The sequence below is a fragment of the Chromobacterium sp. IRSSSOUMB001 genome (genome assembly GCF_023507765.1).
GTDB classification, from domain to species: domain Bacteria; phylum Pseudomonadota; class Gammaproteobacteria; order Burkholderiales; family Chromobacteriaceae; genus Chromobacterium; species Chromobacterium haemolyticum.
The window spans coordinates 94,666-114,457 of record NZ_JALCYU010000015.1 but is presented as its reverse complement, the minus strand read 5'-3'; the positions used below and the strand labels follow the sequence as shown (position 1 = coordinate 114,457).

At 64.3% G+C, this 19,792-nt stretch carries 15 protein-coding genes; 11 read left to right on the top strand and 4 right to left on the bottom strand.

Annotated elements, in window-relative coordinates; genetic code table 11:
- Positions 1–164 precede the first annotated feature (164 nt).
- The 7 genes from MOV80_RS18890 (at position 165) to MOV80_RS18860 (ending at position 8,074) form a co-directional block, all read left to right on the top strand.
- The gene (locus tag MOV80_RS18890; protein ID WP_019100962.1) at positions 165–1,397 is read left to right on the top strand and encodes a 3-dehydroquinate synthase; all 1,233 of its coding nucleotides are present in this window, start codon (positions 165–167) and stop codon (positions 1,395–1,397) included.
- Complete coding sequence (gene eboE, locus MOV80_RS18885) at positions 1,384–2,619, top strand: metabolite traffic protein EboE (RefSeq protein ID WP_019100963.1); 1,236 nt, start codon at positions 1,384–1,386, stop codon at positions 2,617–2,619. Before MOV80_RS18890 ends, eboE begins: the two co-directional genes overlap by 14 nt.
- The gene (locus tag MOV80_RS18880) at positions 2,616–3,557 is read left to right on the top strand and encodes a UbiA family prenyltransferase (RefSeq protein ID WP_052052146.1); all 942 of its coding nucleotides are present in this window, start codon (positions 2,616–2,618) and stop codon (positions 3,555–3,557) included. The genes eboE and MOV80_RS18880 overlap by 4 nt, the downstream gene beginning before the upstream one ends.
- A gap of 16 nt (positions 3,558–3,573) precedes the next feature.
- Positions 3,574–4,272 (top strand): EboA domain-containing protein, encoded by a 699-nt coding sequence (locus MOV80_RS18875; protein WP_019100965.1) that lies wholly within the window; start codon positions 3,574–3,576, stop codon positions 4,270–4,272.
- Positions 4,259–5,149 (top strand): TatD family hydrolase, encoded by an 891-nt coding sequence (locus MOV80_RS18870; protein WP_198001622.1) that lies wholly within the window; start codon positions 4,259–4,261, stop codon positions 5,147–5,149. Before MOV80_RS18875 ends, MOV80_RS18870 begins: the two co-directional genes overlap by 14 nt.
- 4 nt (positions 5,150–5,153) lie before the next feature.
- On the top strand, positions 5,154–6,569 hold the full coding sequence (locus tag MOV80_RS18865) for a nucleotide pyrophosphatase/phosphodiesterase family protein (protein WP_249605385.1): 1,416 nt from the start codon (positions 5,154–5,156) through the stop codon (positions 6,567–6,569).
- A 1,055-nt stretch (positions 6,570–7,624) separates the two neighbouring features.
- Positions 7,625–8,074: a hypothetical protein gene (locus tag MOV80_RS18860; protein ID WP_249605384.1), complete on the top strand. Its 450-nt coding sequence runs from the start codon at positions 7,625–7,627 to the stop codon at positions 8,072–8,074.
- 133 nt (positions 8,075–8,207) lie between these two features.
- Here the strand turns inward: MOV80_RS18860 and MOV80_RS18855 are convergent, their stop codons facing one another.
- The 3 genes from MOV80_RS18855 to MOV80_RS18845 all read right to left on the bottom strand — a co-directional run bounded on the left by MOV80_RS18855 (position 8,208) and on the right by MOV80_RS18845 (position 11,550).
- On the bottom strand, positions 8,208–9,740 hold the full coding sequence (locus MOV80_RS18855) for a catalase (RefSeq protein WP_019102509.1): 1,533 nt from the start codon (positions 9,738–9,740) through the stop codon (positions 8,208–8,210).
- A 127-nt stretch (positions 9,741–9,867) separates the two neighbouring features.
- Positions 9,868–10,446, bottom strand: coding sequence for a TMEM175 family protein (locus MOV80_RS18850; protein ID WP_043592606.1), 579 nt, complete (start codon positions 10,444–10,446; stop codon positions 9,868–9,870).
- A 72-nt stretch (positions 10,447–10,518) separates the two neighbouring features.
- Positions 10,519–11,550: a histidine kinase gene (locus MOV80_RS18845; protein WP_019103969.1), complete on the bottom strand. Its 1,032-nt coding sequence runs from the start codon at positions 11,548–11,550 to the stop codon at positions 10,519–10,521.
- Positions 11,551–11,675: 125 nt separating this feature from the next.
- Here MOV80_RS18845 and argH point away from each other — a divergent pair, with 125 nt between their 5' ends.
- The 3 genes from argH to MOV80_RS18830 all read left to right on the top strand — a co-directional run bounded on the left by argH (position 11,676) and on the right by MOV80_RS18830 (position 15,936).
- Positions 11,676–13,064 carry an argininosuccinate lyase gene (gene argH / locus MOV80_RS18840; RefSeq protein ID WP_019103970.1) on the top strand — a complete coding sequence of 463 codons (1,389 nt, stop codon included), beginning with the start codon at positions 11,676–11,678 and terminating at the stop codon, positions 13,062–13,064.
- A gap of 376 nt (positions 13,065–13,440) precedes the next feature.
- On the top strand, positions 13,441–15,048 hold the full coding sequence (locus tag MOV80_RS18835) for an EAL domain-containing protein (protein WP_043592601.1): 1,608 nt from the start codon (positions 13,441–13,443) through the stop codon (positions 15,046–15,048).
- A 120-nt stretch (positions 15,049–15,168) separates the two neighbouring features.
- A complete protein-coding gene (locus tag MOV80_RS18830) occupies positions 15,169–15,936 on the top strand; it encodes a DeoR family transcriptional regulator (protein ID WP_019103455.1) in 768 nt (255 codons plus the stop codon).
- Positions 15,937–16,063: 127 nt separating this feature from the next.
- Here the strand turns inward: MOV80_RS18830 and MOV80_RS18825 are convergent, their stop codons facing one another.
- Entirely contained in the window at positions 16,064–17,653 is a 1,590-nt protein-coding gene (locus tag MOV80_RS18825) for a diguanylate cyclase (protein WP_232060462.1), read from the bottom strand.
- 113 nt (positions 17,654–17,766) lie between these two features.
- Between MOV80_RS18825 and MOV80_RS18820 the strand changes: the two genes are divergently transcribed.
- Complete coding sequence (locus tag MOV80_RS18820) at positions 17,767–19,686, top strand: RNB domain-containing ribonuclease (RefSeq protein ID WP_249605383.1); 1,920 nt, start codon at positions 17,767–17,769, stop codon at positions 19,684–19,686.
- Positions 19,687–19,792 lie beyond the last annotated feature (106 nt).

Here is a 19,792-nt window from a genome sequence, read left to right as displayed (position 1 = left end):
ATCGACGCGCAGCAGATTTAAGAACCGCTAACAAAACCTCGCAGAGAACCTGAGCCAAGGCGCGCTGACGCAGGCAGTACAAAGTGGTACGACAAGGAGGCGCAACGCGGGGTCAGGGGTTTTGTTAGCGGGTCTAAGAACCGGTTTTATTTAGGAGCAGAGCCATGCCACTGCCAGTCAGCAAGCCAGACCTCGGAGACGCCGCAAGCGGCCGCAGCGCCGGGGCCATGACCATGCAGCGCTTCAGCGTGCCGTTCGAATACCCGGTGTATTTTGGCCGCGGCTTGCTGAGCGACCCTGGCAACCCGCTGTTGCGGCAAGCCATCTGCCGGCGCGAGCCGGAACGGCGCCATCGATTCGTGGTTCTGATTGACCAGGACGTGGCCGCCGCCCACCCGCGGCTGCCCGCCGCCTTCGAGCGCTACGCCCGGCGTCACCGCGACGCGCTGGAACTGGCCGCGCCGCCGCGGCTGACCATGGGCGGCGAAGCTTGCAAGAACGATCCGGAGCAGCTGTTCGCGCTGCAAGGCTGGTTGCAGCAATGCCATGTAGACCGTCACAGCTGCGTGGTCATCGTCGGCGGCGGCGCGCTGCTGGACATGGCCGGCTTTGCCGCGGCCACCACCCACCGCGGCGTGCGCGTGGTGCGCATGCCCACCACCGTGCTGGCGCAGAACGATTCCGGCGTGGGCGTCAAAACCGCGATCAACGCCTTTGGGGCCAAGAACTTCCTCGGCGCCTTCGCGCCGCCGTTCGCCGTGCTCAACGACTACGACTTCATCGCCAGCCTGCCGCGCCGAGACCGCATCGCCGGCATCGCCGAAGCGGTGAAAGTGGCGGCGATACGCGACCGCGCCTTCTTCGACTGGCTGGACGCCAACGCCGAAGCGCTGACCGACGGCGACGACGAAGCGATGCAATGGATGATACGGCGTTGCGCCGAACTGCATCTGAACCACATCGGCCAGGGCGGCGACCCCTTCGAGTTCGGCAGCGCCCGGCCGCTGGATTTTGGCCATTGGGCCGCGCACAAGCTGGAAGCGCTGAGCGGCTACGCGCTGCGCCACGGCGAAGCGGTGGCGATAGGCCTGGCGCTGGACTGCCGCTACGCGGTGTTGGCCGGCTTGCTGCGCGAACCGGCGCAACTGAGTTTGCACCGGCTGCTGCTGCGGCTGGGCTTTTCGTTATGGCACCCGGCGTTGGACTGGCGCGACGGCGAGCGTCGCCAGGTGCTGGCCGGGCTGGATGAGTTCCGCGAACACCTAGGCGGCGAACTGACCATCACCCTGTTGCAGCGTTTGGGGCAGGGTGTGGAAGTGCACGCCATCGATGCGGATCGGATGAACGCGGCCATAGACTGGCTGCGCGACAGGAGCGATGACCATGTTGCTGCTTGACCCCCAACAACGGCCGGACAGTCTGCCGGCCACCACTCTGCCCGCGGTCCACATGAGCTACTGCACCAATATCCACCCCGGCGAAAGCTGGCAGGAAATGCGCGCTCAACTGGGCTTCCACCTGCCGCGCATCAAGGCGCGAGTGGCGCCGGACCGGCCGTTCGGCATTGGGCTGCGGCTGTCCGCGCTGGCCGCGCGCCAGTTGGAGGAGGAACCGGCGCAGGCGGAATTCCGCGATTTTCTGACCGAGCACCAATGCTATGTGTTCACTCTCAACGGCTTTCCCTTCGGCGCCTTCCACCGGCAAGTGGTTAAGGATGGGGTTTACCTGCCGGACTGGCGGGACCCGCAGCGGCTGATCTACAGCAACCGGCTAGCCCAGCTGCTGTCCGCGCTGCTGCCGCCGGAACTGGAATACGGCAGCGTCAGCACCGTGCCCGGCGGTTATCGCCAACACCTGAGCGGCGACGGCAGCGGCGCGCTGTGGATCGCCACCCATCTGCTGGAGCACGCCGCCTTTCTCCACCGGCTGCGACAGGACAGCGGCCGCCGCATCGTGCTGGCGCTGGAACCGGAGCCGGACTGCCTGCTGGCCACCAGCGAAGACGCGGTCGCCTTCTTCGAGCTGCATCTATTGAGCCGGGCCGCGCTCAACCAAGTGGCCAAATGGTGCAATGTCAAACGCGAAGAAGCCGAAGCCATCGTGCGGCGGCACCTGGGCGTGTGCCTGGACGCCTGCCACGCCGCAGTGGAGTACGAACAGCCGGAAGACGCGGTGGCGCGGCTGGATCAGGCCGGCATCGCCATCGCCAAGCTCCAGCTCAGCGCCGGCCTGCGCGTGACCCGGCCGGACCGGATGGCGGCGGAAGCGCTGCGCGCCTTCGCCGAAGACACCTATCTGCACCAAGTGGTGGCGCGGCGCGGCGACGACCTGTGGCGCTATCCGGACCTGCCGGCGGCGCTGACGGCCCTGCCGCGACAGCCGGCCGACGAATGGCGCATTCACTTCCACGTGCCCATCTGCCACGCCGCGCTGGGGCCGTTCGCCAGCACCCAAGACTTCCTGTCTCGGCTGCTGGCCCTGCAACGCCAGCGGCCGCTGAGCAGCCACCTGGAAGTGGAAACCTATAGCTGGGGCGTGCTGCCCCCGGCACACCGTCAGGGCGACCTGGGCGAAGCCATCTGCCGGGAGCTGCAATGGGCGGAGGGCCAGCTGCGATGAGCGGCCAGCGCGCCCTGCCCATTCCCAAGACCAGCGCCCGGCGGAGGCTGTCGCGGCGGCACGCGCGCCAGACTCGCCGGCGCGTGGCCGGGGTCTGGTCGCTGGCGCTGCGGCTGGGTCGGGTATCCAACCTGCCCACGGTGTGGAGCAACGTCCTCGCCGGCGCGGTATTGTCCGGCCACGCCGTGACTGGCGGGCCGCTGGCCTTGCTGCTGCTGTCGCTGTCCTTGATCTACGTGGCCGGCATGTATCTGAACGATGTCTGCGACCGCCACATCGACGCGCGCGAACGGCCGGAACGGCCGATTCCCTCCGGGCTGGCGTCGGCGCGGCTGGTGTTGCTGGCCGGCGCCGCCCAGCTCGCGGTCGGCGTCGCCCTGTTGGCGGCGCTGGGCCTCCCCGCCTTGTTGGCCGGCCTGTGCCTGGCCGCCACCGTGGTGCTCTACGACCTCTGGCACAAACACAATCCGCTCAGCCCGCTGCTGATGGGCTTGTGCCGGATGCAGGTTTATCTGATCAGCGGCCTGGCGCTGGGCGCTGGAGCTTTATCCGGCCCGCTGTTGCTGGCGGCGCTGGCGCTGCTGGCTTATCTGATCGCACTGACTTACGTGGCCAAGCAGGAAGGCCGCGCCGGGCTGGGGCGGCTGGCGCCGCTGCTGGGCCTGGCCGCGCCGCCGCTCTACCTGCTCAGCCAACCGTTCCAGCCCTGGGCGCTGCCCTTTTTGCTGCTCAGCCTGGGGTGGAGCGCGCATTGTCTGCGGCTGGCCTGGCCCGGACCCGGCCGCGACATGCCGCGCGCCGTCGGCGGTCTGATCGCTGGCATCGCGCTGGCGGACGCTTTGTTCATCGCCGCCGCGGGCCAGCCGCAGTGGGCGGCGTTGGCGGTTTTGGCCGCCTGGCTGACCCGGACATGGCAACGCCGGGTGCCGGGCACTTGAACGGAGAATCTGCGCGATGGAAACGCAAACCATGCTGGCGGATCAATTGCACGCCAGCCTGCTGGACGCGGCGGACCGCCACAACGCCGCCCAGGCGCTGGTGTGGTTGGAGGCCTGTCGTCGGCTGACCGCCGATGCGCCGGAGCCCGCCGCCTGTCGCCGCTTGTTTAGCGTGGCCAACCGGCAACTGGCGGCGCTGACCCTGCTGCCCAAGGCCGCGATCAAGGCCTTGCAAGCCCAACGCGTGCTGGCGGCGGAAGCGTGGTCGCCCGGCGACGCCGGCCGCGCCCTGCTGCTGTTGAGGGCCTTGGCAGCCGGCGCGGATCCGGCGCTGGCGTTCGATCTGTATCGCGGCGGCGATAGCCTGGAACAGCAGGCGGTGGTCAAGACGCTGATCCTGCTGCCCAAGCCGGAAGACTGGCTGGCGCTGGCCACCGACGCCAGCCGCAGCCACGTGGCCGGCGTGTTCCAGGCGCTGGCTTGTGACAACGCCTACCCGGCGCAACAGTTTCCCGATCTCAATTTCAACCAGCTGGTGCTCAAGGCCTTGTTCACCGGCGCGCCGGCGCGGCGTATCGCCGGCCTGGAACGGCGCTGGAGCCCAGAGCTGGAACACATGGTGGCCGCCTACGCCAGCGAGCGACGCGCCGCCGGCCGCAGCGTGTCCGACGACGTCGTTTTCCTACTGCAAGGACTGCATCATGAAAATGTTTGATCCGCACATCCACATGACCTCCCGCACCACCGACGACTACCAGGCGATGAGCCGGGCCGGCATCAGCGTGGTGGTGGAGCCGGCGTTCTGGATGGGCCAGCCGCGACGGCACGTCGGCAGCTTCGACGACTACTTCCTGTCGCTGCTGGGCTGGGAGCGCTTCCGCGCCGCGCAATTCGGCATCCGCCACTTTTGCACCCTGGGCCTCAACCCCAAGGAAACCAACAACCCGGACGTGGCCGACGGCGTGATGGCGCTGCTGGAGCGCTACTTGGACAAGGACGGCGTGGTGGCGGTGGGGGAAATCGGCTTCGACGACGAAACCCCGGCCGAGGAGCGCTACTTCGCTCGCCAGCTGGAACTGGCGATGGAGTTCGACCTGCCGGCGCTGGTCCACACCCCGCATCGAGACAAAAAGGCCGGCACCCTGCGCAGCCTGGCGCTGGTGCGCGACAGCGGCATTGCGCCGGGGCGGGTGCTGATCGATCACAACACCGAAGAAACCCTGCCGCTGGTGCTGGACTCCGGCTGTTGGGCCGGCCACTCCATCTACCCCAACACCAAGATGGACGAACCGCGGATGGTGGCGCTGGTGCGCCAGTACGGCAGCGAACGCATCATCATCAACAGCGCCGCCGACTGGGGCGTCAGCGATCCGCTGAAAGTGCCCAAAACCGTGGAGGCGATGCGCGCCGCCGGCATCGCGGAGCGCGACATCGAAACCATCGTCTGGCGCAACCCGCTGGACTTCTTCGCCCAGAGCGGCCGTCTGGACATCGAAGAAGCCAACAGCCCGCTGGCGGTGGACCAGCGCCGGCTGTATCAGGGCAATTCCGTGCTGCGCGGCCAAAATCCGCAGGTGGATATCGTGGAGTGACATCATGCAACGCACACTCGTTCTGAACGTGGTGGGCCTGACGCCGCAGCTGCTGCGGCACGCGCCGCACTTGATCCGGCTGGCGGAACGCGGCGCGCAGCGCCCGCTCATGGCGGTGACGCCGGCGCTGACCTGCCCGGCGCAAGCCACCTATCTGACCGGCCAGCTGCCGCAGGCGCACGGTTGCGTCGCCAACGGCTGGTATTCGCGAGAGTTGGCCGAGCCGTTGTTCTGGAGACAGAACAACGCCTTGATTCAGGGCGAGAAACTTTGGCACGAAGCCCGGCGTCTACACGCCGGCTTCAGCTGCGCGCAGTTGTTCTGGTGGTACAACATGTACGCCGACGTGGACTGGAGCGTGACGCCGCGCCCGATCTACAAGGCCGACGGCCGCAAGATTCCCGACTTCTACTGCAACCCGCCGGAGCTGCACGCGGAATTGCGTCAAAAGCTGGGCGATTTTCCCCTGTTTCACTTTTGGGGGCCGGCGGCGGATATCCGCTCCAGCCGCTGGATCACGGATTGCGCCTTGCATCTGTACCGCTCGCGCCAGCCCACGCTGACCCTGGTCTACCTGCCGCATCTGGATTACTGCCTGCAGCGTTTGGGGCCGGATCATCCGGACGTGGCGGCGGAGGTGGCGGCGGTGGATCAGTTGTGCGGGGAGTTGATCGAGGAGGCGGACCGGGACTGCAGCCGCGTGATCGTCTTGTCCGAGTACGGCGTCACGCCGGTCAGCAACGACATCGCCATCAACCGCATTCTGCGCATGGCCGGTTGGCTCAAGGTGCGGGAGGAGGAGGGTGAGGACAAGCTGGATTGCGGCGCGTCGGCGGCTTTCGCGCTGGCGGATCATCAGATCGCTCATGTCTATGTGCGTCAGCCGGAGCTGGTGCCGGAGGTGAAGGCTTTGTTGCTGGAGCTGGACGGGGTGGAAATGGTGTTGGACCAGGCCGGCAAGCGTTTGCTGGGGCTGGATCATCCGCGTTCCGGCGAGCTGGTGGCGGTGAGCCGGCCGGATCGTTGGTTCAGTTATTACTATTGGCTGGACGATGCGCACGCGCCGGATTTCGCCCGCACGGTGGATATTCACCGCAAGCCGGGTTACGACCCGGTGGAGTTGTTTTTGGACCCGGCTTTAAGTTGGCCGAAGTTGGACATTGCCTGGACCTTGTTGAAGCGCAAGTTGGGGATGCGGAGTTTGTTGGAGGTGATTCCGCTGGATCCGGCGTTGGTGCGGGGTTCGCATGGACGTCCCACGTTGAATCCGGAGCATGGTCCGTTGATGATTAGTTCTTTGCCGGACAGTTTGCCGCCGGGCGCTGTGCCGGCGACGGCGGTGCGGGACATCATCATGGATCATATGTTTGGGGAGGTGGAGACGCGGCTGGCGTATCGGGCGCATGGGGTGATGGAGTAGGGCGGAGGCCCCGCGTGGGCTTTTTTATGGGGTTTTCGCTCTTTGATCGCGCTTTGATTGGAGAGGTTTTTTTGTTGAATCCGCTTCCATGGGCTTCCTTTGATAGCGTGGAGCTGAGTGGTGATGGTTCTGTTGAATCCGCTGTGCGGATGATGTTTTGGGTGCCGCTTTCCGCGCGGCGAACGGGGAGGGGGCGGGCCGCCGCCCCCTTCCATCCCCCCTCGTCCCCCAGGACGCGAAACCCCGAAGAAAAAGGGGGCTGCAAGGCGCGGCTGAACTCGCGATTTGCTAGCGTCAAATCGCTCAAACAAAGCAGCCGCTTAAAACCTTGCAGACCCCTTTTTCTCCGGCGCGCCCCGAGGGGACACTTGGGCGCTACACGAGGTGGTCTTTTTTGAATTAAGAGAGGTGGTTTAGCAAAGTGGGCCATTTCCGTGGATAACTTGGCCCCATTGCTCTTGTCTGTGGATAAGTCTGACTCCCTAAAAGAGAGCATGTATCCGACGCGCCCTGGGTCCCTTCAAGCCTGCCGTCGGGTGGCAGGTCCGAGGTCTTAAGCGGCTGCCCTGTTTGAGCGATTTGACGTTAGCAAATCGCGAGTTCAGCCGCGCCTCGGACCTGACGGGAAGCCGTAGGCCAGGCTTGCAGGGTGGCCTTTAGGAGTGGAGAGGATATTTGGCCAAGCAAATATCCTCTCCCTGCTCGCCGGGCAGTCCCGGCAATGAAAATCATCTTCCGCGTAGCGGATACAAAACCCACACACCTCGCCACACCAACCACCCCACCTTGACCCCAACCGCCCCCTCGGCAACAATCCCCCCGTTGCCGCCAAAACAAGCGGCACACGGGATTGGCGTCCCGTTGCTATGAAATTCTGCGTACTTGTTACGCAGGCAGCACACCCACAGCCATGCCAACTTGGCAGGCGTGTGGTGGGAGAGTGCTATGCACTCGCCGGTTTCATAGCTCGGTACGCCAATCCTGCCACGCGCCTGCCCAATACCTCAGCCTTCCCCGGCAGGTGGTTTATCTTGTGTCACAGCAGGAGAAACACCATGCAACATTCTCACAAATTCCCCCGTCGTCGCCGCTACAAACTGCACTCGCTGGAACAGCAGGAAGCCTTGCTCCCCTTCGTCCGCCTCTGTCCCGGTCGCACCTATCGGCATTACTGGCAAATGCCCACGCCCCGTAAGGATTACCCCGCGGACAGCGCCTACGGCCGCGAATGCGCGGCCCACCTATTGCAATGGATGAAGGACAACCGCGAATATGTCGGCAAAGGCCTGCTCAGCCGTGTCGCCCGCGACATCGACTTTGACGACCGCGGCGGGCGCTACCAGTGGATGGGTTTCTTCAACTATCTGGAAATCATGATGTTGCTGGGCGCGGACCGGGTCAGGGTCTACCGCCATGTCGATAGCCAACATCAGTTCTATCTGGCGCTGGGACAACGGCTCAAGCTGGAGGCGCGTTTCCGCCGCATCCGCCTACGCAATCGCTGACCTAAGCAGGTGGGTGGAGCCGTAGGCGATATCCACCAAACCCCGCTGCCGCCGCTTGCCACTGCGCGGAGCGGGCGCAAAAAAAAAAAACGGGGTGGCCATGGGCCGCCCCGCTTCATTCAAGCGGCTACGCTTATTCCTGCAACAGCGCCGCCCTGCGCTCAATCCCCTTCACCTCCACCTTCAAGGCCTTGGCCAGACGCTCGCCGTACTGGCGGTCCGCCTTGTAGAAGTGCGACAACATCACATCGCGGGTCTCGGCATTGCGTACCTTGGCCAGGTCGCCGGACAGATTGCGGATCAGGTCCGCCTGGTCCTGCGCGCTCAGCGAGCGGTAGAACTCGCCGGCCTGCTGGAAGTTCAGCGTTTTGGCGATGGCCTCTTGCTGGGTGTTGCCCTGTAAGGGCAGGCGGCTGTGCTTGAACTGCGGGTCTTGCGGCTTGGGAGCCTGCCGGCTGGGCTCGTAATTGACGCTGCCCTGGCGGCCGGAGGCGTTGTGCGCGCCGTCCTGATTGTTGTTCACCACCTCAACCCGCGGGCGGTTTACCGGCAGCGCCTGGAAATTGGTGCCCACGCGGTGCATCTGGGTATCCAGATAGGAGAACAGCCGGCCTTGCAGTAGTCGGTCTTCCGAGGCCTCGATGCCCGGCACCAAGTTGGCCGGCGACATCGCCACTTGCTCGGTGGCTTCGAAGAAGTTGGCCGGAATCCGGTTCAGCGTCATGGTGCCCACCTTGCGTTCCGCCACGCCGGTCCACACTTTGGTGGGGTCCAGCGGGTTGAAGGCGAAGCGGTTCATGTCCTCTGGCTGGATCAGCTGCACGTACAAGTCCCAGGACGGGTAACGTTTCTGTTCGATGCTTTGCAGCAGGTCCGCGGTGGCGTGGCTGACCGATTGGCCCTGCACCTTGGGCAGTTCGTCCGGGCGCAGGTTGCGCTCGCCCTGGCGCGATTTCCAGGTGAACTTGGCGTATTGGTAGCGGCCGTCGGCGGCCACCAGTTTCAGCGCGTGCACGCTGCTGCCGTTCATTTCGCGGTAATTGGCCGGGGTGCCGTAGTTGGAGTACACCCGGGTCAGCATGTGGGTGGATTCCGGCAGGTGGGAGAAGAAGTCGAAGATACGGTTGGGGTCTTGCTCATTGCTCACCGGGTCCGGCTTCAGCGAGTGCACCATGTCCGGAAACTTGATCGCGTCGCGGATGAAGAACACCGGCAGGTTGTTGCCCACCAGGTCCCAGTTGCCTTGCGCGGTGTAGAACTTGGTGGCGAAGCCGCGTGGGTCGCGGTCGGTTTCCGGCGCGCCGCGGCTGCCTATCACGGTGGAGAAACGCACGAACACCGGGGTTTGCTCGCCCTTGCGGAACACCAGGGCGCGGCTGACGTCCTGCAAGCCCTCGCTGGCGACGAAGACGCCGCCGGCGCCCACGCCGCGCGCGTGCACCACGCGTTCCGGGATCCGTTCGCGGTCGAAGCGTTGCAGCTTTTGCAGCAGTTGGATGTCTTGCAGCAGGGTGGGGCCGTTGGGGCCGGCGGTCTGGCTGTTCTGGTTGTCGCCCACCGGCGCGCCGTTGTCCTGGGTCAGGTTGGCGGCCTGGGTCAAAGCGGCGCTACAAGCCAGCGCCACGGTGAAAAGCTTGCGGTTCACGGAAAAGGTCAGAGCAGACATTGGCACTCCCATAAATTATTAGAACATTTACTAAGGGAGTGGCCATTATCGGAACTGGCAATAGTTTTGTTAAATCTTAAATTACAATTTGTTTGATAGTGTTTATTAATGGGCGACGACGACGGCGTTACTTTTCCGCCAACAGCCGCTCAATGCGCCGGTCCGGCACGAGCCAGATCAGGGCCATCAGCACGTACATCGCCGCGGACAGCCATTCCCAGTAAAAGGCAGCGGCGATGCCGATCAGGTAGCACAGCGGGGATATCTTGCCCTTGATGTCCCTGCCCAGCGCCTCGGACAGCCGGGTGCGGTTGCCGGGCAGGCACAGCAGGGATTGTTGCATCAGCCACCAGGCCAGTGCGCACATCAGCAGCACCACGCCGTACAGGGCCAGCGGCAGCGGAGCGAAGTGGTTTTCTCCCATCCAGCCCGTGACAAAGGGAATGAGGGACAGCCAGAACAGCAGGTGCAGATTGGCCCACAGCACGCGGCCGTCCACGCGCTGGATGGCGTGATAGAAATGGTGGTGGTTGTTCCAGTACAGGCCCACATAGATGAAACTCAGCACGTAGCTGAGGAAGACCGGCCAGCGGTCTTGCAGCGCCGTCCAAGTGGTGTCGTGCGGCACTTTCAGCTCCAGCACCATGATGGTGATGATGATGGCGAGCACGCCGTCGCTGAAGGCTTCCAGCCGGTTCTTTCCCATGATATCCCTATCAACTGTTTCAATCGGATGACAGGGGGAGTATAGACGGCTTTGCAGATCGTAAATAGGCTCTCAGCCTGGCTGCTGGGTTGGCGCCGGGCGGTAAGGCAGGCGGATGCGGGTGATGAAACGATCACCGTCCAGCCGGGCGCTGAGCGAGGCTTCGGCGTCGAAATACAGCTCCAGCCGCTCGGCCAGGTTGTCCAGCGCCATGTGGTGTCCGGGCGTGGCCGCCGCCGGTTCCAGGTTGACCGGATTGCTCAGCGTCAGCTCCAGCAGTTTTTCATGCTGGCGCGCCTGGATGCGGATCTCGCCGCCGTCGGCCAACCGTTCTATGCCGTGGAACACCGCGTTTTCCGCCAGCGGCTGCAGGATCAGCGGCGGCAGCGCGGCGTCCAGCGGCGCTTGCACGTCCCAGCTCACTTGCAGGCGCGCGCCCAGCCGTTCGGCCTCGATCGCCAGATACATGGCCGCCAGTTCGATTTCACGGCCCAGCGTGGATTGTCGCGCCGGGTCGCCCAGCTGGGCGCGGAACAGGTCGGCCAGGTTTTCCAGCACCATTTCCGCCTTGTCCGGCTGCTTGCCGATCAGGGCGATGGCGGCGTTGAGGCTGTTGAACAGGAAATGAGGGCGGATGCGGGCCTGCAACGCGATCAGTCGCGCCTCGGACAAGGCCGGGGACAGCGCGCGCGCGCGCAGATTGAGGTAGTGCTGCATCAGCCCGCCCACCGCGCCGGCCAGCAGCACCTGGCCCCAGGGCATGGGCGCCAGCGGGTTGAGCAGGCGGCCGCAGAAGGCGAAGGACAACAAGCAGATGGCGGCGGCGGCCAGCGCGGCGCGCCGCCCGTGGTGGAGGCGGCGGCCCAGCAAGGCCAGCAGGCCCAGGCTTAGCAAGGCGCCGGGCACCAGCAGGCTGGACAGGCGCAGCAAGCGCCAGGGCAGCGGTTCTCCGCCCTCGTCCAGCAGCAGGCCGCCCAGCAGGAACAGGCCCAGCAGCAGCAGCGCGCGCAGCAGCACGCCCAGGTTGCGGTAGTCGGGCAGGTCGGGCGAGGGCGGTAGCGGCATGGCGGCGCGGGGAGGGGCGAAATAGGATAGCAGCATCATAGCAAGGAAAACCCGCACTGGCCGAAGGCGCTCGCCGCTGGCATAGTAAGAGGTTCCCGGCGGCATTGCGCGTGTCCGGGGTTTCGCCAAGTTTTTCGTCCGCAGCCATCGTAGAAAGCATTGCCATGCAAGATCAACACGCCTGGTCCGGCCGTTTCTCGGAGCCGGTATCCGAACTCGTCAAGAAATACACCGCCTCGGTGGATTTCGACCGACGACTGGCCGAATTCGACATCGAGGGCTCGCTGGCCCACGCCGCCATGTTGCAGCGCGCCGGCGTCTTGTCCGCCGAAGACCTGGAAGCGATCCGACGAGGCATGGGCGAAGTGCTGGACGATATCCGCGCCGGCCGCTTTGAGTGGAGCGTGGATCTGGAAGACGTGCACATGAACGTGGAGCGCCGGCTGACCGACAAGATCGGCGACGCCGGCAAGCGCTTGCATACCGGCCGCAGCCGCAACGACCAGGTGGCCACCGATATCCGCCTGTGGCTGCGCGCGCAGATCGACGCCATCGTCGGCCTGATCGGCGAGTTGCAGCACAGCCTGCTGGACCTGGCCGAGCAGCACGCCGAAACCGTGTTGCCGGGCTTCACCCATTTGCAGGTGGCGCAGCCGGTGACTTTCGGCCACCACATGCTGGCCTATGTGGAAATGCTGGCGCGCGACGCCGAGCGCATGAGCGACTGCCGCAAGCGCGTCAACCGCCTGCCCTTGGGCGCGGCGGCGCTGGCCGGCACCACTTTCCCGATAGACCGCCATTACACCGCCCAGCTGCTGGGCTTCGACGATGTCTGCCACAACTCGCTGGACGCGGTGTCCGACCGCGACTTCGCGATCGAATTCACCGCCGCCGCCAGCCTGGTGATGGTGCACCTGTCGCGCTTGTCCGAGGAGCTGATCCTGTGGATGAGCCCGCGCGTCGGCTTCATCGACATCGCCGACCGCTTCTGCACCGGCAGCTCCATCATGCCGCAGAAGAAGAACCCGGACGTGCCGGAGCTGGTGCGCGGCAAGTCCGGCCGCGTGGTGGGCCACCTGATCGCGCTGGTGACGCTGATGAAGGCGCAGCCGTTGGCTTACAACAAGGACAACCAGGAGGACAAGGAGCCGCTGTTCGACACCGCGGACACCTTGATCGACACCTTGCGCATTTACGCCGACATGATGCGCGGCGTCACCGTCAAGCCGGAGGCGATGCGCGCGGCGGTGCTGCAAGGCTTCGCCACCGCCACGGATCTGGCCGACTATCTGGTGAAGAAGGGCGTGCCCTTCCGCGATAGCCACGAGGTGGTGGCGCTGACGGTGCGTCACGCGGAGCAGCAGGGCGTGGACATTGCCGACCTGTCTCTGGCCAAGCTGCGCGAGTTCTCGCCGCTGATCGAAGACGACGTGTTCGCCGTGCTGAGCCCGGAAGGCAGTCTGGCGCAGCGCGACCACGTGGGCGGCACCGCGCCGCGCCAGGTGCGCTTGCAGATCGAGCGCCATCGCCAACGCTTGCCGCCGCCGCGCTAAGCGCCCCGCATGGCTGTCAGGCCGCGCCCCGCCCACCCCGGCGGCTCGCGGCCTGATTGCGTTTTGGTCGGCGTCGACTGCGGCGATTTATATCAAATACAAGTCAATCAAAGACATTTTATTAAATAAATCTTTCTAATTAGCTTTTCTGTCTTCGGCTAAACCGTTATCTTTAGCGCCAGACTTGCGGGAGCTTCGAAAAATCGCGATGGCGGCCGGGCACGCGCCGCGCGGCAATGCCCGCTCATCCCTCATCCTGGCAGTCCCCGTCCATCCATGCTGTTCTCGCCAGCGCCAGCCGTGTCGCGGATTGGCGCGCGTCCTCATGGCCGGACGCCGGGCTGCTTCTTGTCATTTAGTCACGCCGGGGAACAATGTGTTTTGTCGCCATCGCTTCCGTCACCTGATCAGCCGAGGCAATCAGTTTCGCGGCAGCCTCAACGCCGCGGAATGGGCCTTGGTCTTGCTGGTGGCCGTGTTGCCGGCGGCAATAGGCCTGCCCTTGACCTGGAACCGCTACCAGCTGGATGTGCAGGCGCAGCTGCAAAGCGCCGCGGGGCGCGCGGTCAATTCCGTGGACCGGGTGTTTGGTCAGGTGGATCGCTCGCTGCGCGAAGCCGCGCCGCTGGCTGGCCTGCCCTGCGCGCAGGCGCGCGGCAAGCTGGTGTCGCTGGCGGCTTTCGACCCCTATATCCGCTCGCTGGGGCTGCTGGACGGGCGCCGCCTGTATTGCACCTCGGTGCTGGGCGCGCAGGACACGGTGCTGCCCTTCACTCCATCGGCGCCGCAACAGCTGATCCATCGCCAGGGTTCCGGCCCCCTGTATCCCAAGCGCCCCTTCCTGATGCGTTCTTTGCTGAGGGAGCGGGGGCAGGGCATTGTCGCCAGCGTGGAGCTGGCCTATTTCAGCCCCTTGCTGCCCTGGCAGGCCGATGACGGCCACAGCGGCTCGCTGCTGGTGTTGAACCATAAGGAAGCGGTGCAATCCACCTTGCCGGGCGTTGCCGAAGTGCCGGGCAGCGCGGTGCTGCGCGTGATCGCGGCGTCTCGGCACTATCCGCTGGCGGTGCACAGCTGGGTGGACTCCGAGTACCTGTGGCGCGGCGCGTCGGCGCGTCTGCTGCGCGCCTTGCTGCTGTTGCTGCCGGTGGGCGTGGTGGGGGCGGCCCTGCTGCTGGGCTATTTGCGCAAGCGCGGCTCGGTCAGCGGGGAGATACTGCTGGCTTTGCGCAATCAGGAGTTCCTGCCTTACTACCAGCCGGTGTTCGACGCTTGCGGCCATCGCTGCATGGGGGTGGAAGTGTTGCTGCGCTGGCAGCATCCGCGCCAGGGCCTGGCGCCGCCGGATCTGTTCATCCCGGTGGCGGAAGCTTCCGGCATGATCATCCAGATTACCCGCTACCTGATGCGGCGGGTGGCCGCGGACATGGAGTCGCTATCCTTGCCCGACTGTTTCTTTGTCGCGCTCAATCTGTCGCCCAGCCATTTGCAACATGCGCAGCTGGTGGAAGATTGCCAGGCGTTTTTGCAACACTTCTCGAAGACGCCGCCGCGCTTGGTGCTGGAAGTGACCGAGCGCGAGCCTATCCGGGTGACGCCGCAAAGCCAGCAGGTGATGGCCGAGCTGCGGCGGATGCGGGTGCAGATCGCCATCGACGACTTCGGCACCGGTCATAGCAGCTTGGCGGAACTCAACCGCATTCACGCCGACCATTTGAAGATAGACCGCGTGTTCGTGGCGGCGATAGGCAGTGATTCCATTGCCAACCGCATTCTGGAAATGATTATCGACCTGGCCAAGCAATTGCGTATCTCCATGGTGGCCGAGGGGGTGGAAACCGAACAACAACGCGCCTATCTACAGCAAAGCGGCGTGCATTACCTGCAGGGCTATCTGCTGGCGCGGCCGATGCCGCTGGAGCAGTTGCGCGATTTTCTGTGGGGACGGCGTGCGTCCTTGGCGGAGGGCCAGGCGGCTCCCTGAGTAAAAAATGCGCAATAAACGAACACTATTGGCCGATATCAAGCCGGAATAGTGGTTCTGTTTGCCGCTGACCCGCAAAATATGTTACTAAAGTGACGTGATTTTCGATTCCGAATAGTTATGAGCCGCTCACCCCGTCACGACAAGATTCTGCAGCTGGTCCGCGAAAACGGCTTCATGCCGATCGAAGAGCTGGCCAGACTGCTCGATGTCACCCCGCAAACCATTCGCCGCGATATCAACCAGCTGTGCGAGGCCAATTTGTTGCGCCGTTACCACGGCGGCGCCGCCTTGGGCAGCAGTGTGGAGAATGAGGACTATTTCGCGCGCAAAGGAAAATTCCAGAGCGAAAAAGCGCATATCGCGGACATGATCGCCAGCAGCATTCCCGATCATGCCTCGCTGTTCATGAGCATAGGCACCACCATAGAGGCGGTGGCCCAGGCGCTGACCAGCACGCACAAAGGCTTGCGGGTGATCACCAACAACATTCACGTCGCCTCCATCATGTCCACCAATCCGGATTTCACGGTGATGATCACCTCCGGCACGGTGCGCGCGTCCGACGGCGGCATCACCGGCGTGGCCACGCTGGATTTCATCAATCAGTTCAAGGTGGACTACGCCATCATCGGCGTATCCGGCATTGAACCGGACGGCTCGCTGCTGGACTTCGATTACCGCGAAGTGCGGGTGGCGCAGGCGATGATGTCCAACGCCCGTCACCGCTATCTGGCGGCGGACCACAGCAAGTTTGGCCGCAACGCCTTGGTGCGCATGGGCCACATCAGCGAATTCCACACCGTGTTCACCGACGCGCTGCCGCCGGAACCGGTGACCAAGCTGCTGGAAGAGCAGGGGGTGCGCCTGGTGCTGACCGAGGCCTGATGACCCGCGTGTAAGAGCCTGTTTACGATCTCGCTCTTGCTCGCGAGACTTTGAACAGGCTCTAAGCGTGCGAGAAAAAAGCCGGAGCGTCCTTGACGCCCCGGCTTTTTCATTGTCCGCGCCAGGCTCAATTCGGCATGGTTTCCACCCGGTTGCGGCCGTTGGCCTTGGCCCGGTACAGCATTTCGTCGGCCTGCTGCACCAGCTCCGTGCTGCTGCCGGCGGTGTCCATCGAGCTGATGCCCACGCTGAAGGTTTGACGGAAATCACCGTCAGGCGCGCGTTGCTGGATCTGGCTGAAGTCCTGACGCAATTGGTCCATCAGTTCACGCGCCTGCGTCTGATTCGTGCCCGGCAGCACGATGGCGAATTCCTCTCCGCCGTAGCGGCCCACCAGGTCGCTGCTGCGCAGCCGTTCCTTGAGAAAGCGCGCCAGATTGATCAGCAGCTCGTCGCCGGCAGGGTGCCCATGGCTGTCGTTGATGGTTTTGAAAAAGTCCAGATCCAGCATGGCCAGCGACAGCGGCCGTTGATCGCGGCGCGCGCGCTGGATGCTGTACTCAAGCTGACCGTGCAGATGGGAGTGATTGAGCAGGCCGGTGAGGCTGTCGTTGATGATGTAGGAGCGCAGCTTGCGGTAACGGCGCGCGCGGTTGATTACGGTGACGATCAGCTCCTCCGGCGCCACCGGCTTGGTCAGAAAGCCGTCTATGCCCAGGGTCAGCGCGTCCAGCTGTACCGCCTGGCGCTTTTCCACCGACAGGAACACCACGGGGATGCCGTCCAGCAGCCGTTGCTGGCGGATCACCTTGGCCAGCTCCATGCCGCTGCATTGCGGCATGTACATGTCCATCAGGATCAGATCCGGGCGGAACTGCTCTATCATGTCCAGCACCCGTTCCGGCTGGGTTTCCTCGCGGGTTTCCACTCCCTGAGCATTGAGCACGCTGGAGTAGAGCCCGGCCAGCGACTCCATGTCCTCCACGATCAGCACGCGCAGGGGCTCGCGCTTCTCGCCCAGATCCCCGAAGCTCAGTTGGTCTATCAGCTGATGCGCCTGCAATGGCCAGTCCAGCAGGCTGCCGGCGCCGGCGCGCACCGCGGCCAGCCTAGCCTGGAAATCGTGCCGCGGGGAGGTCAGGATCAGCGGACAGATACTGCTGATGGTGGGCGCCAGCAAGAGGATGGGGTCGTTGGCGGCGAACTCGGTGAAGGCCACCACCGCCTCCGGCGCCTTGTCCTGCAACGCCTGGGCCAGCTTGGCCGCCTGCTGGATCACCTTGGCGTGGATGCCGTAGCAGGACAGCTGCTGGATCAGCGGCGTGGCGTCCGCATCCTGCGGCAGCCATAGATAAAGGGTGACCAGGTCGCCGCCCAGCAGTTTGTCGTAGTCGATCTCCGGCAGGCCGTCCTTGCGCTCCATCATGCCCAGTTGGCTGACCAGGCCCAGGTGGTGGCGCAGGCGGTTGTAGCGCTCGCTTTCCGACGGAGCGGTCTGCGGTTGCTGGATCCAGCCCTGCAGCAAGCGCGACAGGGTTTGGATTTCTCCCGTGATTTCGTTGAGGTCCTGCTCGCGCACCATATCTTCCAGCCGCAGGATCAGCGACAGCAGGTGGGCGGCCAGCGGCCGTTCCCAGCGAGTGACCAGCAGGTGGCCGATGCGATCGATTTCCTGTGCCAGATGCACGCGTTGTTTGAAAGCCTGATGTTGCGACATGGTCAAGTGTTCCCCGGTGGACCCGGTTGTCCGATATTCAAGTTCTGAAGCCGCGCCTTGGGCGCGCTGTTATAATTCGCCGTTGGATTGCAACGGCCTGGCAAAAATTTTTAATGAACGTTTTTTACGAAGAGAGCGGCGGCTTTAAGGTCGGCAGCATCGTTTCGCGCAATGACGCTAGTCTGCAAGTGGATACCCAGCATGGCAAGCGCGCCAAGATTAAGGCCGCGAATGTTTTTCTGGAGTTTAGTTCCGCATTGGGCGATTTTCTGCCCATGGTAGAGCAACTTGCCGCGGATATTGACCTGGATTTCCTGTGGGAATGCTGCCCGGACGACGAGTTCGGCTATGAGGCGTTGGCCGCCGATTATTGGGGCCGCGCGCCGTCGGCGGCGGAGGCCGCCGCCATCGTGTCGCGTCTGTACGGCGCGCCGATGTATTTCTACAAAAAGGGCAAGGGCCGCTACAAGAAGGCGCCGGAAGACGCGCTGAAGGCGGCGCTGGCCGGGCTGGAACGCAAAAAGCGCGAACAGGAGCAGATCGACCAGTGGGTGGCGGAACTGAAAGCCGGCCAATTGCCGGAGGCGATCCACGGCCAGTTGATGACGTTGTTGTGGAAACCCGACAAGAACACGCTGGAGTTCAAGGCCTTCGACCAGGCCGCGCGCGAACTGAGCCTGCCGCCGCTGCGGCTGGCGGACAAGGTGGGCGGCATCTCTTCGGTGCCGGACTACCTGATGGCCGGCTTCATGCTGGAATTCTTCCCCAAGGGCCGCGGTTTCGGCAAGTACGAGCTGCCGGCGTTGCCGGAGGACTTGCCCTTGTCGCCGGTGCGCGCCTTCTCCATCGACGACGCCAACACCACCGAGATCGACGATGCGCTGTCGGTGCAGGATTTGCCCAACGGCAATAAGCGCGTGGGCATCCACATCGCCGCGCCATCGCTGGGGATAGAGATCGGCTCTCCTCTGGAGAAGCTGGTGCTGTCCCGTCTGTCCACCGTGTATTTCCCCGGCGACAAGATCACCATGCTGCCGGACGATCTGGTGGACATGTTCACCCTGAAGGAAGGGCACGACTGTCCGGCGCTGAGCCTCTATGTGGAGGTGACGCCGGAGTTTGAGCCGGTGGCCTACGAAAACTGCATCGAAAAAGTGCATATCGCCGCCAACCTGCGCCACGCCGCGCTGGAGCAGTTCTTCAACGAAGAGACGCTGGCTTGCGATCCGGGCGTGGACTATCCGTTCAAGCAGGAGCTGATCTGGTTCTGGCAGTTCGCCGAGGCCTTGGAGAAGCGCCGCGGCAAATACGATCCGACCCGGCCGGTGCAGATGGACTACAACTTCGACGTGGTCGACGGCAAGGTGTTGATCACCCTGCGCAAACGCGGCGCGCCGATGGACAAGCTGGTGTCCGAGCTGATGATTCTGGCCAACAGCGAGTGGGGCCGGATGCTGGCCGAGGCCGACATCCCCGGCATGTACCGCGCGCAGAGCATGGGCAAGGTGAGGATGACCACGCGGCCCGAGCCCCACACCGGCTTGGGCGTGGCCCAGTACGCGTGGGCCACGTCGCCGTTGCGCCGCGCCACCGACTTCATCAACCAGCGCCAGCTGATGTCGATGATCCGCGAGGAGAAGCCGCAGTTCGAGCAGGGCGACGCGATGTTGTTCGCCATCCTGCGCGATTTCGACACTACTTACTCCGCCTACCTCGGCTTCCAGGACCGGATGGAGCATTTCTGGTGCCTGCGCTGGTTCAGCCAGGAAGGGGTGTCCGATCCCACCGCCACCTTCATCAAGGAGGACTTGGTGCGCATCGACGGCTTGCCGATGCGGGTGCGCATCCCGGGCCTGCCGGAACTGGCGCGCGGCGACCGCATTCAGCTGTCGGTGATCCGCATCGACGAACTGATGCAGGAGATCGAGCTGCGCTGCGTCGGAGTGCTCGGCCATGTCGATGCCGCCGAGGACGAGGAGACCGAAGCGGAGACGACGGGCGCAGTGGGCGAGGCGGGCGGCCAGGCCGGTTGAGTCCGCAATGCGAGACGTGCGAAAAGGCGGCCTGGGCCGCCTTTTTTGCGTCTGGTCGGATGATTCTTAGAAGCTTGTTCAAAGTCTCGCGAGCAAGGGCGAGACA